General features: G+C 54.4%; 14 protein-coding genes. 9 read left to right on the forward strand and 5 right to left on the reverse strand.

Annotated elements, in window-relative coordinates; genetic code table 11:
- Positions 1–37 precede the first annotated feature (37 nt).
- From metF to metB, 3 genes are all read right to left on the reverse strand, one after another.
- Positions 38–934: a methylenetetrahydrofolate reductase gene (gene metF / locus AC2FC2_RS21560; RefSeq protein ID WP_265556737.1), complete on the reverse strand. Its 897-nt coding sequence runs from the start codon at positions 932–934 to the stop codon at positions 38–40.
- A gap of 227 nt (positions 935–1161) precedes the next feature.
- Positions 1162–3597, reverse strand: a complete 2436-nt coding sequence (locus AC2FC2_RS21565) for a bifunctional aspartate kinase/homoserine dehydrogenase II (protein WP_209640004.1) — start codon at positions 3595–3597, stop codon at positions 1162–1164.
- 2 nt (positions 3598–3599) lie between these two features.
- Entirely contained in the window at positions 3600–4760 is a 1161-nt protein-coding gene (gene metB, locus AC2FC2_RS21570) for a cystathionine gamma-synthase (RefSeq protein WP_490659892.1), read from the reverse strand.
- A gap of 317 nt (positions 4761–5077) precedes the next feature.
- On the opposite strand from metB, the gene metJ reads away from it, so the two are divergent.
- Complete coding sequence (gene metJ, locus AC2FC2_RS21575) at positions 5078–5395, forward strand: met regulon transcriptional regulator MetJ (RefSeq protein ID WP_012147461.1); 318 nt, start codon at positions 5078–5080, stop codon at positions 5393–5395.
- Positions 5396–5472: 77 nt separating this feature from the next.
- Here the strand turns inward: metJ and rpmE are convergent, their stop codons facing one another.
- Complete coding sequence (gene rpmE, locus AC2FC2_RS21580; RefSeq protein WP_209640010.1) at positions 5473–5688, reverse strand: 50S ribosomal protein L31; 216 nt, start codon at positions 5686–5688, stop codon at positions 5473–5475.
- 197 nt (positions 5689–5885) lie between these two features.
- Here rpmE and priA point away from each other — a divergent pair, with 197 nt between their 5' ends.
- The 7 genes from priA to rraA all read left to right on the forward strand — a co-directional run bounded on the left by priA (position 5886) and on the right by rraA (position 13961).
- Entirely contained in the window at positions 5886–8081 is a 2196-nt protein-coding gene (gene priA, locus AC2FC2_RS21585) for a primosomal protein N' (RefSeq protein WP_490659893.1), read from the forward strand.
- Positions 8082–8370: 289 nt separating this feature from the next.
- The gene (cytR, locus tag AC2FC2_RS21590; RefSeq protein ID WP_209640016.1) at positions 8371–9399 is read left to right on the forward strand and encodes a DNA-binding transcriptional regulator CytR; all 1029 of its coding nucleotides are present in this window, start codon (positions 8371–8373) and stop codon (positions 9397–9399) included.
- A gap of 65 nt (positions 9400–9464) precedes the next feature.
- Positions 9465–10406, forward strand: coding sequence for a cell division protein FtsN (ftsN, locus tag AC2FC2_RS21595; RefSeq protein WP_490308901.1), 942 nt, complete (start codon positions 9465–9467; stop codon positions 10404–10406).
- A gap of 102 nt (positions 10407–10508) precedes the next feature.
- Positions 10509–11039 (forward strand): ATP-dependent protease subunit HslV, encoded by a 531-nt coding sequence (gene hslV, locus AC2FC2_RS21600; RefSeq protein WP_004953184.1) that lies wholly within the window; start codon positions 10509–10511, stop codon positions 11037–11039.
- Between the two features lie 12 nt (positions 11040–11051).
- On the forward strand, positions 11052–12386 hold the full coding sequence (hslU, locus tag AC2FC2_RS21605) for an ATP-dependent protease ATPase subunit HslU (protein ID WP_209640023.1): 1335 nt from the start codon (positions 11052–11054) through the stop codon (positions 12384–12386).
- Positions 12387–12477: 91 nt separating this feature from the next.
- Positions 12478–13395, forward strand: coding sequence for a 1,4-dihydroxy-2-naphthoate polyprenyltransferase (locus AC2FC2_RS21610; RefSeq protein ID WP_265556743.1), 918 nt, complete (start codon positions 12478–12480; stop codon positions 13393–13395).
- 80 nt (positions 13396–13475) lie between these two features.
- Positions 13476–13961, forward strand: coding sequence for a ribonuclease E activity regulator RraA (gene rraA / locus AC2FC2_RS21615; RefSeq protein WP_020837546.1), 486 nt, complete (start codon positions 13476–13478; stop codon positions 13959–13961).
- 56 nt (positions 13962–14017) lie between these two features.
- On the opposite strand, the gene zapB is transcribed toward rraA, so the two are convergent.
- Positions 14018–14257, reverse strand: a complete 240-nt coding sequence (gene zapB / locus AC2FC2_RS21620) for a septal ring assembly protein ZapB (RefSeq protein ID WP_012147470.1) — start codon at positions 14255–14257, stop codon at positions 14018–14020.
- Between the two features lie 539 nt (positions 14258–14796).
- On the opposite strand from zapB, the gene AC2FC2_RS21625 reads away from it, so the two are divergent.
- Entirely contained in the window at positions 14797–15642 is an 846-nt protein-coding gene (locus tag AC2FC2_RS21625) for an MIP/aquaporin family protein (protein ID WP_037425575.1), read from the forward strand.
- Positions 15643–15663 lie beyond the last annotated feature (21 nt).

Raw genomic sequence — 15663 nt, forward strand, 5'->3', positions numbered from 1 at the left:
CATTACACAGCGCCCTTTTCATCATTCATCAATAAAATTAGGCAATAGCCGCCGGACGCACACCCAGCGTGTGGCAAATGGCATAACTCATCTCGGCGCGGTTCAGCGTATAGAAATGGAAGTCTTTCACCCCTTCGCGGCTGAGGATCTTCACCATGTCCATCGCGATATTGGCACCGACCATTTTGCGGGTTTCGGCATCGTCATCCAGCCCTTCAAACATGCTGGTCATCCAGCTCGGCACCCGCACGTTGGTCATGGTGGCAAAACGCTGTAATTGCTTGAAGTTGGACACCGGCAGAATGCCCGGCACAATTTCCACGTCAATGCCGGTCGCAACGCAACGGTCACGAAACCGCAGGTAGCTTTCCACATCGAAAAAGAACTGGGTAATCGCACGGTTCGCACCAGCATCGATTTTACGCTTCAGGTTAATCAGGTCCGCCTGCGGGCTTTTGGCTTCTGGATGCACTTCAGGATAAGCCGCAACCGAAATGTCGAAATCGCCGACATCTTTAAGCAAAGCCACCAAATCGGTAGCATACATGTCGGGCTTTCCGCCGCCCGGTGGCAAGTCACCACGCAGGGCCACAATATGGCGAATACCGCTGTTCCAATAGTCGGTCGCAATCTCACGCAGCTGATCTGGGCTGGCGTCGATACAGGTCAGGTGGGGAGCCGCATCCAGGCCTGTACGATCCTTAATCCCTTTGATAATGCTATGGGTACGATCACGCTCACCGGAGTTTGCGCCATAAGTCACAGAGACAAATTTAGGTTTCAGGCTGCTCAGACGATCGATGGACTGCCACAGGGTGTCTTCCATCTCGCTGGTGCGCGGCGGGAAGAACTCGAATGATACGTTAATCTGACCGTTTAACTCCGCCAGACTCTGATTCAGCGCTTCCCGCTGGTTTGCGTGAAAAAAACTCATACCCTGTCCGCCTCTTATCGATCACTGTTCTGCTTTATTTTAATAAGCGTCTATACGTTTAGACGTCTAGATAGAAAATGCCGTATGTTGGCTAAAGAGTCAACAGGAAAATGAGGGAAATAAGGTGATTAATCCTCACCCGTTAAGAGAAAGAATTTCATATTCAAAACAAGGATAATTATGGCAGGAAAAACGCGGGGTGCGGAGGATCCGCACCCACAAGGAAATTAAAGCAGTTGCGCCAAACGGTTAAGGTCTGACTGGATCGCACCGGCGGTGACATCACGACCCGCACCCGGACCGCGGATCACCAGTGGATTGTCTCGGTACCAACGGCTTTCGATGGCAAACACGTTATCACACGGCAACAGCGACGCCAGCGGGTGCTCAGGACGCACTGCCTCCACGCCGACACGCGCCTTGCCATTGGCATCGAAGCGCGCCACGTGTCGCAGCACCAGCCCCATTTCATTGGCGGCCTCAAAACGTTGCAGCATTTGCTGATTCAGCGCATCGCCGTTTTCGAAGAACTGATCGACAGAGCCCTGTTCAGCCCCTGCAGGCACCAGCGATTCGACGCGGACCTGGTTCGGTTCAATATCGTAACCCGCCTCACGCGCCAGGATCACCAACTTACGCATCACGTCCTGACCAGAGAGGTCAACCCGTGGATCCGGTTCTGTCAGCCCCTGCTGCCACGCCTGATCCACCAGCTCGGTGAACGGCACCGTGCCGTCGAACTGCAGGAACAACCAGGAAAGCGTACCCGAGAAGATGCCGCTTATCGCCAGAATGCTGTCACCGCTGTCGCGCAGGTCTCGTACCGTATGATTGACAGGCAGGCCCGCACCAACCGTGGCGTTATACAACCAATGGCGGCCCGTTTTGGCGAAGGCATCGCGAATTTGGCGATAGTTGTCGCTACAGGATGCCCCCGCAAGCTTATTGGCACTGATCACATGGAAACCATAGCTGGCGAAATCCAGATACTGCTCAGCCAGACTTTCACTGGCGGTGACATCAAGCACCACCAAATCGTCAAACGGGTGCGCACGCATCCACAGGAACAGTGACTCTTCGTCCAGTTCTTGCGCTTCGTCTTCAAAGAATGCCAATGCGCGGCTGGCGTCCAGGCCATCGTAGTTCAGCAAGCTGCGGCGACTGTCCACCACACCAGCCAGGCTGAACTCAAACCCGCTGCGGGCGGAAATATTTTTCTGCTCGCGGGCAAACAGCTCCAGCCAACGTGCACCGATATTGCCTTTGCCGAACAGCACCAGACCAATACGTTTCTCGGCACGGAACAGGCTTTGGTGCAGGCCCTGAATCAGTAACCCGGTAGGCCCCTTGCGCAGCACCGCCACCATACTGATGCCATCTTCGGACTGCCAAATAAACTCTACCGGTTGGTCTTTCAGCTGTTGATAAAAACGATGGCTGTGCAGCGGGTTCTTACACACACCGGCCCCCACCAGCGCCACCAGCGCCAACCCTTCACGCAGCTGCAGTTCACCCGGCAGCGCCGTATCCTGCAACGTACGCAGTACGCTGTTCACCACTTCCGAGGTGTAGCATAGCTGTATCAAGTTACGGTCCGGATGAATACCTACCGCCAGCGGTTTGATCTGCGCACGCTTGAGCACCAGATCCAGTTCTTTCTGTGCCAGCTTAAAATCATGTTGGCTGGCAACATTCAGCTCAATCAGGCACACATCATCATGACTGGTGACAATCTTCGCCCCCGTGCCAGAAGCGAGTACACGTTCGATACGCGTTGAGCCTTGTTCCGGCTGATAACTGCAACGCAGTTGAAGATCGATATCGCTACCGGATACCGGCTGCAGGGTGCGGGTGTGCAGCACAGGTGCCGCCAAACGCGCCAGTTCACTGGCTTCGTCCAAACGCAGCAGTGGCAGCAGGCAAGCGTCTTTTACCTTGCGCGGGTCGGCGCTGTAAACCCCTGCCACGTCACTCCAAATGGTCACGCGTTCCGCCCCGGCCAGCGCACCGACCTGGGTTGCAGAATAGTCACTGCCGTTACGCCCCAACAGCACGGTTTCACCGGCGTCGTTGCGTGAAATAAAGCCGGTCACCACCAAACGTTTACCCGGGTGTTGGGCCAACAACTGTTGCAACAACGGATAAGAACGGCCTTCATCAACTTGCGGCTGAGCGGCGCGTTCCGCACGCAGGAAATCGCGCGCATCCAGCCAGGCCGCCTGCATGTCCAGCTTGTTCAGTACCGCTGCCATCAAGCGTGCCGACCAGATCTCGCCATGGCCAACCACCTCAGCGTAGATGACGTCGTCGAGCTTATCGTCCAGCAAGACTGCCAGACGCTCCAGATCCTGAATAAATTCGGCGATCAATGGCTCAGCGGTTTCCGGCGGTAACAGACCGCTTATTAATTCGCTGTGATAACGGCGTAACGTCTGCTGAACCTGATGTGCAGAAAGGCGATCGCTCTGGCTGAGCTTCAGCCAGCTGATCAGTTGGTTGGTGGTACTGCCGGCCGCCGACACCACCATCATGTCGCCCGGCTGGCTGTATTCGGCCATGATCCCGGCCACCCGCAGATAACACTTCACATCCGCCAGGCTACTGCCGCCAAACTTGTGCAGTTGACGCCCGCTCACCGGCCCTGCTACCGCAATTGCATTCATGCTTACCTCGTTGCCGCCGCCTGGAAGGCTCGTTCCAGATCGGCAATCAAATCTTCACTGTCTTCAATACCCACGGAGATACGCAGCAGGCTTTCGGAAATACCGGCCGCCGCACGGGCTTCCGCCGCCATACCTGCATGGGTCATGGTCGCTGCATGCGAGATCAGGCTTTCTACGCCGCCCAACGATTCTGCCAGAGTAAACAACTCAAGGGCAGACAGAAAACGGCGCAATAGCGCTTCGTCACCGTCCAGTTCAAAGCTGAGCATCGCGCCAAAGCCGCGTTGCTGACGACGTGCAATCTCGTGCCCAGGGTTCTGTGGCAGAGAAGGATGATACAGCTTTTTCACTAAGGGTTGCTGCTGTAAATAACTGACAATCGCTTCGGCGTTTTGTTGCGCTGCCTTAATGCGTGGTGACAGCGTACGCATGCCACGCAGCAGTAAATAGCTGTCGAACGCACCACCCGTCACGCCGATATTATTGGCCCACCAGGCCAGCTCAACCGCCAGATCTTTATCTTTGGCGATGACCGCTCCGGCCACAACGTCAGAATGACCATTGAGATACTTGGTGCAGGAGTGCACCACCAAATCCGCCCCCAGGCTGATAGGCTGCTGCAATGCCGGGCTGAGGAAGGTATTGTCCACCACCGTCATCGCACCTGCTGCATGGGCAGCGTCACAAATAGCGGCGATATCCACCACCCGCAATAGCGGATTACTTGGGCTTTCAATCAGTACCAACTTGGGCTTTTGCGCCAACGCCTGCTGTAATGCCGTTTCATTCCCCTGATCGACAAACAGCACGCGGTAAGCACCACGCTTACTCAGGCTGTCGAACAGACGATAGCTACCGCCATAACAGTCATGCGGAGCCACCAGAAGATCGCCGGGTTGCAGGAACACGGTCGTCACCAGATGGATCGCCGACATCCCGCTACTGGTCATCACGGCCCCAGCCCCCCCTTCCAACTCGGCCAGTGCACGCTGCACCACATCGCGTGTCGGGTTACCGCGGCGTGAATAGTCATGAGCACGAGGCTGATTGAAGTCAGTAAAATTATAGGTACTGGACAGGTGGATCGGCGGAACAACGCAACCGTACTGTTCGTCATCGTTCAGGCCGCTACGTACGGCAATCGTGGCAGGTTTACGCGTCATAGGGTCTCTCGGCTCTCGGGATTCGGATGAATGAGGCCTAAAGATTAATCGCAGCAACGATAGACGTCAATACATCTGGACATCTAAACTTCTTTGCGTATAGATTGAGCAAAGCCATAATACCCGCTAAAATTATGCCAGTTTGATATGACGATACGATGTTAACCCGGAATGCATAGGCGACACCTATTGATCGTCAGCATTCAGTGACCCTGGTCGCGTAAAATTGACATTTATTTAGTGAGAACAGTGAAGATCGGGCATAATTGGCCGGTTTTTAGAATTTTGTAATTTTTCTGACAAATTTAAGGTGTCCCATGGCTGAGTGGAACGGCGAGTATGTCAGCCCTTACGCTGAACACGGTAAAAAAAGCGAGCAAGTAAAAAAAATCACGGTATCCATTCCGCTGAAGGTTCTGAAAATCCTCACCGATGAACGGACGCGTCGCCAGGTCAATAACCTGCGTCATGCCACCAACAGCGAATTGCTGTGCGAAGCATTTCTGCACGCCTTTACCGGCCAGCCGCTGCCGAACGACGAAGACCTGCGCAAAGAACGCAGCGATGAAATCCCGGAAGCCGCGAAACTGCTGATGCGTGAATTGGGTGTGGATCCCGATACCTGGGAATATTAAGTGCCGGTCTGCGAATGCAGAGGGTAGAAACGAAAAAAGGCGCCGAAGGCGCCTTTTTCATCTGACGATAAGAAATCTTATTTCTTAGCGCCTGGTACGCTGAAACGCTTGTTGAAGCGGTCAACGCGGCCACCGGTAGCAACGTCACGCTGCTTGCCAGTGTAGAACGGGTGGCATTCGCCACAAACGTCCAGGTTCAGATCGTGACCCACGGTAGAGCGGATTTTGATCACGTTACCGCAAGAGCAGTTAGCAGTAACTAATTCGTATTTTGGGTGGATACCTTGTTTCATGGGAAACCTCAGTTAAGGCCGTGTCGCTATCCAGCCCTGTTTCGCCAGACACCACACGTGGTTGATAATAAATTTGGTATCGAATTATACCAAAGGCGGCAAATTATACAGAATTAAAAGTGCCGCGCAATCGGATCCGTACATTTGCCGATGCGCCGTGTAAACTGATGGACTGTTTTTTTACTCTGGATGACCTCATGCCTGTTGTTCACGTTGCTTTGCCGGTACCCCTCGCCCGCACTTTCGACTATCTGCTGCCGCAAGATCTGCAGCCGGTAGTTGGCGCACGCGTGAGCGTTCCCTGGGGCAAACAACGGGCAATAGGTATCGTCACCGGCTGTAGCGAGACCAGCGAATTACCGCTGGATAAACTCAAGCCGATCGACAGCGTGATCGACAATGCGTCCCTGTTCTCACCCAGCCTGTGGCGCATTCTATGCTGGGCCAGTGACTATTATCATTACCCCATCGGCGAAGTGCTGTTTCACGCACTGCCGATCCTGCTGCGCCAGGGAAAGCCCGCCGAAACCGCACCATTATGGCAGTGGTTTGCCACCGAGCAGGGCCGTGCCACCCTACCGGAAAGCCTGAAGCGTGCGCCTAAACAGCAACAGGCCCTCGCCGCGCTGCTGCAGCGTCCTGTCTATCGTCATCAGGTCAGTGAGCTGGAGTTAACCGAAAGCGCGTTGCAAGCGTTACGCGCTAAGGGATTAGTCGACTTACGCGCCCAGACAGTCGCAACTCAGGACTGGCGGCCAGGCTTTGAAGTACTGGGTGAACGGCTGCGGCTCAACACCGAACAGGCCACGGCCGTAGGCGCCATCCGCAGCGAAGACGATCGGTTCGCCACCTGGTTGTTGGCCGGGGTCACGGGTTCCGGCAAGACTGAAGTCTATCTCAGCGTGCTGGAAAACATTCTGGCCAAGGGTAAGCAAGCGCTGGTACTGGTGCCGGAAATCGGCCTGACGCCGCAGACCATTGCCCGCTTTCGCGAGCGCTTTAACGCCCCGGTGGAGGTACTGCACTCCGGCCTCAACGACAGCGAGCGACTGGCGGTATGGCTGCGCGCCCGCAGTGGCGAGGCAGCGATTGTCATCGGCACCCGTTCGGCGCTGTTTACCCCGTTTTCAAACCTGGGCGTGATCATCATCGACGAAGAACACGACAGTTCTTATAAACAGCAAGAAGGGTGGCGTTATCACGCTCGCGACCTGGCGGTATTCCGTGCCCGTGAGGAAAACATCCCCATGGTGATGGGCACCGCCACGCCGGCGCTGGAAACCTTGCACAATGTGCAACTGGGCAAATATCGCCAGCTTAAACTCACCCAGCGCGCCGGCAACGCCAAACCCGCGACGCAGCACCTGATCGATCTGAAAGGCCTGCCTCTAAAAGTGGGTCTGTCGCAGCCGTTGCTGAAAAGCATGCAACACCATTTGAAAGCCGGCAATCAGGTGATGCTGTTCCTTAATCGACGCGGCTACGCACCGGCGCTGTTGTGCCATGAATGCGGCTGGATCGCCGAATGCCAACGCTGCGATCATTACTACACCTTTCACCAGAACCAGCGGCAACTGCGCTGCCACCACTGTGACAGCCAACGCCCCGTGCCCCATCAGTGCCCACAGTGTGGATCAACGCATCTGGTGTCAGTCGGTGTCGGCACCGAGCAGTTGGAAAATGAGCTGGCGCCACTGTTCCCGGAAACGCCAATCACCCGTATCGATCGCGATACCACCAGCCGTAAAGGCTCGCTCGAACAGCACCTGGCAGATATCCACCGTGGCGGTTCACGCATTTTGATCGGCACTCAAATGTTGGCAAAAGGCCACCATTTCCCAGATGTAACGTTAGTGGCACTTCTGGACGTTGACGGTGCACTGTTCTCCGCTGACTTCCGGTCCGCCGAGCGCTTTGCCCAGCTGTATACCCAGGTTTCAGGCCGAGCAGGCCGCGCGGGGAAACCGGGTGAGGTGTTGTTGCAAACACACCACCCGGAACACCCGTTACTGCAAATACTGCTTCAACAGGGCTACGATGCCTTTGCCAAACAGACACTGGCAGAACGCAATAGTGTGTTCCTTCCGCCGTATACCAGTCATATCATCGTGCGCTCGGAAGATCACGATAACCAGCAGGCGCCGCAATTCCTGCAGCAACTGCGTAATCTGTTGGAAGCCAGCCCACTAAAAGATGATTCGCTCTGGGTGATGGGGCCAGTTCCTGCACTGCAATCGAAACGCGGTGGGCGCTTCCGCTGGCAGCTCTTGCTGCAACACCCTTCACGGCGGGTGTTACAACAGTTGATGAAGAGTTCCTTGCCACTGGTCGGCACTCTGCCACAGGCACGTAAGGTGAAATGGACGCTAGACATCGATCCGATAGACAGCTGAACCCAGAAAAGTCTGATTCAGTTCATGCAATGCAAACGCTTACCCTTGAAATTGCGAGCGAACGCTAAAAAACCTTCCTGGGTCACACTTTTTATGCAAATTAGGTAACAAAGGCAGGACATATTCTGTTTAGAATGTCTGTGAAGGCAATTTTGTCACCGATTGCAGCACCGTGACCGAATGTTTACGCGCGGATGGCGCTAAATCATAACAACACCACCGCACGCCAGAATTTGTGAGCAAACTGAAGCAGTCGCGTTGGCATGGGGCTAACGCAAGGAGAAAGGCGTTGGAACACAAGAAAGAATTATCCATGGCAACCATGAAAGACGTTGCCGAAATGGCGGGCGTTTCAACGGCAACCGTATCGCGTGCGTTGATGAATCCGGAAAAGGTGTCAACGCCGACGCGTCAGAAAGTGGAACAGGCCGTGCTGGCCGTTGGCTATTCTCCCCACGCCCTCTCCCGTAATATCAAACGCAACGAATCCCGCACCATCCTGGTGATCGTCCCCGACATTTGCGATCCGTTTTTTGCCGACGTGATCCAAGGGATCGAGCAAACAGCGGCACAACAGGGCTATCTGGTGCTCATTGGCGACTGTGCGCAGCAAAATCAGCAGGAACGCACCTTTGTTAATCTGATTATTACCAAACAAATCGACGGCATGCTGCTGCTCGGCTCAAACTTACCCTTCGATGCCAGTAAAGAAGAACAACGTAATCTGCCACCGATGGTGATGGCCAACGAGTTTGCTCCGGAACTGGAACTGCCGACGGTACACATCGATAATCTGACGGCCGCCTTCGAAGCCGTACATTATTTACATCAGCTCGGACACAAACAAATCGCCTGTGTCGCCGGGCCTGAACAGATGCCGCTCAGCCATTATCGGTTGCAAGGTTACATTCAGGCGCTACGTCGTAATGGCATTAGCGTCGAAAGCAGCTATATTACCCGGGGTGATTTCACCTACGAAGCTGGCGCTCAGGCGCTGGCGGCGCTGATGGCACAGCCAAAACCACCGACGGCAATTTTCTGCCACAGTGACGTCATGGCGATCGGCGTGTTGTCGCAGGCGAAAAAAATGGGGCTGCGCGTACCGCAAGACCTTTCCATCGTCGGCTTTGATGACATCAAATTGGCGCAATATTGCGATCCACCGTTAACCACAGTGGCTCAACCGCGCTACCAGATTGGCCAGCAAGCAATGCTGTTGCTGTTGGAGCAGTTGCACGGACAGACCGTGGCAAGCGGCTCCCGGCTTTTGGACAGTGAATTGATTATCAGAGGCAGCACCGCTGCCCCTAAACGCTAGTCAAATATTTTAGGGTTCAGTAACATGACGGACTTATCCCCTCATCAGGACACAGCGGAATAATAGTGGCACAAAAAGACTATGTAAGCCGTGGGCGCGCAGCAGGAGCTAAGCGTAAACCCCCCAGCCGTAAAAAACGCAGTTCTCCGAAGGTCTCCAAAACCGTGTTGGCGTTGGCCGTCGCACTGCTGGTGATTTTTATCGGTGGCCTCTATTTCATTACGCACAACAAGCCGGATGACGCGCCGCTGCTGCCTGTGCACAACACGCGTCCGGGTAACGGCCTACCGCCGAAACCGGAAGAGCGTTGGCGCTACATCAAAGAGCTGGAAAATCGTCAGATTGGCGTACAAACCCCGACCGAACCTACGGCCGGCGGCGAAGCCAGTTCCAAAACACAGCTGACGGCTGAACAGCGCCAACTGCTGGATCAGATGCAGGCGGATATGCAACAGCGCCCAACGCAGCTCAATGAAGTGCCGTATAACGATCCTTCACAAGCCGCAGCGCGTAATAACCGTCAGCAGCAAATGCAACAACAGCAGGTACAGCAACAACCCATACAGCAGCAACCACAGGTAACGCAGCCGCGTAATCCGTTCAACAACGGCGCGACGACGCAACCTGTGCAGCAACAGGCCCAGCCGAAACCTAAGCCGCAACCGGTCACACAACCGCCGGTGCAGGTTAAGCACCCTGAACCAAAACCGCAGCCGAAACCTGAGGCCAAGCCGGAAGTCAGTCAGGAAACGGCCAAGCAGGAAACCAAGCCAGAATCGAAGCAGAAGTGGATGGTGCAGTGCGGTTCATTCCGTGCGACCGATCAGGCAGAGTCTGTGCGTGCACGCCTGGCGTTTGAAGGCATCGAAAGCCGCATTACGGCGGGTGGTGGCTGGAATCGCGTGGTGCTCGGCCCTTACAGCAGCCGGGCTGTTGCGGACAAAACCCTGTCGCGCCTGAAGGGCGTAGGCATGTCAAGTTGCATTCCCCTCTCCGTTGGGGGTTGAAAAGCGTCAATCCCCCCCCATCTATACTCTCAATATGCCTCGTAGTGTCTGCGCAAGCAGATGCTGCGAGGGCTTCTTTCCGTCTTCAACGAGGGTCTGCTCGTGACAACAATTGTAAGCGTACGCCGCAACGGCCAGGTAGTGATCGGTGGCGATGGCCAGGCCACCTTGGGCAATACGGTAATGAAGGGCAACGTCAAGAAAGTACGTCGCCTGTATAACGACAAAGTGATTGCTGGTTTTGCCGGTGGTACAGCGGATGCCTTTACGCTGTTTGAGCTGTTCGAGCGCAAGCTGGAAATGCACCAAGGTCACCTGGTGAAAGCCGCCGTTGAACTGGCGAAAGACTGGCGTACTGACCGCATGCTGCGCAAACTCGAAGCCCTGCTGGCTGTCGCAGATGAACACTCTTCGCTGATCATCACCGGCAACGGTGACGTGATCCAGCCTGAAAACGATTTGATTGCGATTGGCTCCGGCGGCCCGTACGCCCAGGCAGCCGCTCGTGCGATGTTGGAAAATACCGAACTGAGCGCCCGCGAAATTGTTGATAAGTCCCTCAACATCGCCGGTGATATCTGTATTTACACCAACCATTTCCACACCATTGAAGAATTGCCTTCCAAAGCGTAAGGATCGAATACTATGTCTGAAATGACCCCGCGCGAGATCGTCAGCGAACTGGACAGCTACATCATTGGCCAGAACAAAGCCAAGCGTGCCGTTGCCATTGCCCTGCGTAACCGCTGGCGCCGGATGCAGCTTAACGAGATGCTGCGCCATGAAGTCACGCCAAAGAATATTCTTATGATCGGCCCGACCGGTGTCGGTAAAACTGAAATTGCCCGTCGTCTGGCAAAACTGGCTAACGCCCCGTTCATCAAGGTTGAAGCCACCAAGTTCACCGAAGTGGGCTACGTCGGCAAAGAAGTGGATTCGATTATCCGCGATCTGACCGATGCCGCGATCAAAATGGTGCGCTTGCAGTCGATCGATAAGAACCGTACCCGTGCCGAAGAACTGGCGGAAGAACGCATTCTCGACGTGCTGATCCCACCGGCCAAGAACAACTGGGGCCAGGCGGAAGAACATCAAGAGCCGTCTGCTGCTCGCCAGGCATTCCGCAAGAAACTGCGTGAAGGCCAGTTGGACGACAAAGAAATTGAGATCGATCTGGCTGCTGCGCCGATGGGTGTAGAAATCATGGCACCTCCCGGCATGGAAGAGATGACCAACCAGCTGCAATCAATGTTCCAAAACCTCGGTGGTCAAAAACAGAAGCCACGTAAGTTGAAGATCAAAGAAGCCTTCAAGCTGCTGGTAGAAGAAGAAGCCGCCAAACTGGTTAACCCGGAAGAGCTGAAAGAGCAAGCAATTGAAGCGGTTGAGCAACACGGCATCGTGTTCATCGACGAAATCGACAAAATCTGTAAGCGTGGTGGCCAAAGCTCCGGTCCTGACGTGTCTCGTGAAGGCGTGCAGCGTGACCTGCTGCCACTGGTGGAAGGCTGCACTGTCTCTACCAAGCACGGCATGGTGAAAACCGATCACATTCTGTTTATCGCTTCCGGTGCGTTCCAGACCGCCAGCCCATCAGACTTGATTCCGGAACTGCAGGGCCGCCTGCCAATCCGCGTTGAGCTGCAAGCGCTGACCACTGAAGATTTCGAGCGTATCCTGACCGAACCAAGCGCGTCGTTGACTGAGCAATACAAAGCGCTGATGGGTACTGAAGGCGTGAATATCGAATTCACCGCTGAAGGCATCCGCCGTATCGCTGAAGCCGCATGGCAGGTTAACGAAACGACCGAAAACATCGGTGCACGTCGCTTACACACCGTGCTTGAGCGTCTGATGGAAGATATTTCCTATGATGCGAGTGAAATTAACGGTCAATCCATTACAATTGATGCGGATTACGTACGTAATCATCTGGATGAACTGGTAGCAGATGAAGATTTGAGTCGTTTTATCCTATAATCGCTCAATCATGTCCAGTCAGTCATCTGTGGGAGGCATTGCCTCCCACAATTATTTCTAACGGACACAGCCACTTACTCTGAAGCGAAAAATGAGCTCATCAACAACCACCTCACCGGCCAGAGCCTGGCTTGAAAGTTTACGGCCACGCACCTTGCCGCTGGCCTTTGCATCTATCGTCGTCGGTTCCGCCATTGCCGCCTGGCAAGGCAGCCTGAAACCTGGCGTCGCACTGCTGGCCTTGTTGACCGCCGGCCTACTGCAAATTCTCTCCAACCTGGCGAACGACTATGGCGATGCGGTAAAAGGCAGCGACAAAGAAGACCGCATCGGGCCGCTACGCGGTATGCAAAAAGGCATGATCACCCAAGCGCAGATGAAACGCGCTCTGGTGGTGACGGTGGTGTTGATCGCCATCGCAGGCTGTTCACTGATCGCCGTCGCCTGTGAACAACCCAGCGACGTCGTGGGCTTCCTGGTACTGGGTGGGCTTTCTATCGTCGCAGCCATTACCTATACCGTCGGTACCAAACCCTATGGCTATCTGGGGCTAGGCGACATCTCGGTGCTGGTATTCTTCGGTTGGCTGAGCGTAGCGGGTACCTACTACCTGCAAACCCACACGTTTGACAGTATTGTGATGCTACCAGCCACCGCATGCGGCCTGCTGGCAACCGCAGTGCTCAACATCAACAATTTGCGCGATATCGAAAGCGATCGTGCCAACGGTAAAAATACCCTGGCGGTACGCCTTGGGCCACAGAATGCGCGCTATTACCACGTCGCGTTGCTGATCGGGGCCGTAGCCTGCTTCGCGCTGTTCACACTGCTTAATTTGCATAGCCTGTGGGGCTGGCTGTTTGTGCTGGCGATCCCCCTCTTGGTACGCCATGGCCTGCGCGTGCTGCGCGATCCAACACCAGCCGGTATGCGGCCGATGCTGGAACACATGGTCAAGGCAGCTCTTCTGGCCAATGTGCTGTTCGCTATCGGCGTGGTGCTCAGTTAGACATCGAACTGATGATTTTGCCAACAGGGCGAATAAAGGGATATACTGGTTATTCCAGCGGCAAACAGACGTAAAATCCTATGAAATACGATACTTCCGAACTTTGCGACATCTATCATGAAGAGGTGAACGTAGTTGAGCCTCTATTCTCCAATTTTGGCGGGCGTACTTCATTTGGCGGGCAAATCACTACGGTGAAATGCTTTGAGGATAACGGCCTGTTATTCGAGCTACTTGAAGAAAACGGGCGCGGTCGCGTTCTGGTGATTGACGGTGGCGGCTCAGTACGCCGTGCTCTGATCAATGCAGAATTGGCGCGTCTGGCAACCCAGAACGAATGGGAAGGCATCGTGGTCTACGGTGCCGTGCGTCAGGTGGACGATTTGGAAGAACTGGATATCGGCATTCAGGCGATGGCAGCCATTCCTGTCGGCGCCGCCAGTGAAAGCATTGGTGAAAGCGACATCCGCGTTAACTTTGGCGGTGTGACGTTCTTCTCCGGTGACCATTTGTACGCCGACAATACCGGTATTATTCTGTCTGAAGACCCGCTCGACATCGAGTAATCTTCAGATATGAAAAAGGGCGCCTAAGGCGCCCTTTTCGATCGTGCAATACGGAATCAGACTTCTTCCATTTTGCCCAACAGCGCGCGCAAGCGATCTTGCCATACGTGCTGCTCTTCTTTCAGTTGCTGGTTTTCACGTACCAGCGATTCGTGGTTGCCAGAGGCAGCCTGAACTTCCTGAGACAGAGTATTGTTTTTGTCTTTCAGCTCTTCAATTTCCATCTGCAGCAGGGTGATGGTATCGATCGCCTGCTGAACTTTTGATTCCAATTTCTCAAATACTTCAAATGACATGCTTCAGTCCCCTCATGATAGCAAGGCGTACATCTATAGGTAACGGCCGCAACTCAGGTTGCAACTGCTGCGAATATGCATCGCGCCAAGTGACACACGCTTTTATTGAAAATAACGCGCCTGTCCCGATAAAACGCTTCTTTCGATAAAAACGATTGTAAGTAGCCTGTCCCCGACTGTCTAGCAACATCCGGCTCATCGCGCAGTCTGTTGCAATTTTCCTGCCTTCGCCATCAGCAAAAACTGAAAATACCCGCAGCCCGCAAAATCGGTTTGTTAACAATCGGTGGCGAAAGCACTGGTCAGATCACACTTTTATGGCGCAGAAAGAACACAGAACGACGCGAATTCGCTCAATTTTATGACGAAGCACACACATTTTGATTTCGCTATTTCTCGTTTATGTTCGTTAACGATAAATTTACATCACGTCCTCAATTAATAATTGGACGAGATGAAAAAACTGTACCCATAGGCCAAATCGATACGCTCGCTGAGCCTATAAACCTATAACCGCCGTTTTGCAGGACAACAACATTATGAGCCAAACCACCAGTCCGACCCTAAAAGGCCAGTGCATCGCTGAGTTCCTCGGCACCGGCCTGTTGATATTCTTTGGCGTAGGCTGCGTTGCCGCGCTGAAACTGGCTGGCGCCAGCTTCGGCCAATGGGAAATCAGTATCATTTGGGGCCTCGGCGTTGCCATGGCTATCTATCTGACCGCTGCCATCTCCGGTGCGCATCTCAACCCGGCAGTCACCATCGCACTGTGGCTGTTCGCCTGCTTTGACGGACGCAAAGTACTTCCTTACATTGTCGCGCAGATCGCCGGAGCCTTCTGCGCAGCAGCCTTGGTCTACGGGTTGTATTACAACCTGTTCTACGACTTTGAAGCAGCCAATCATATGGTTCGCGGCAGTGATGCAAGCCTTGCCCTGGCTGGCATCTTCTCCACTTATCCTAACGCGCACATTTCTGTCGGCCAGGCCTTCCTGGTAGAGACCGTGATTACCGCAATTCTGATGTGCCTGATCCTGGCGCTGACCGACGACGGCAACGGCATTCCGCGTGGCCCACTGGCCCCTCTGTTAATTGGTATTCTGATTGCCGTGATCGGCGCCTCTATGGGACCATTGACTGGCTTTGCTCTGAACCCGGCGCGTGACTTCGGTCCTAAAATGTTCGCTTATCTGGCGGGCTGGGGCAAAGTGGCCTTCACCGGTGCACGTGATATTCCGTACTTCCTGGTGCCAATTTTTGGTCCAATCATCGGGGCCTGCCTGGGTGCCTTCGGCTACCGCATGCTCATTGGCCGCAATCTGCCGTGTGACGTTTGCGTAGAAGAAGAAAAACCCGCCGCCAAGGCTCAGCAGCGTAAAGCGTGATTGGCACAGTTTAAAACGGTT

Source organism: Serratia sp. CoH_122_TC_1 (assembly GCF_058191755.1).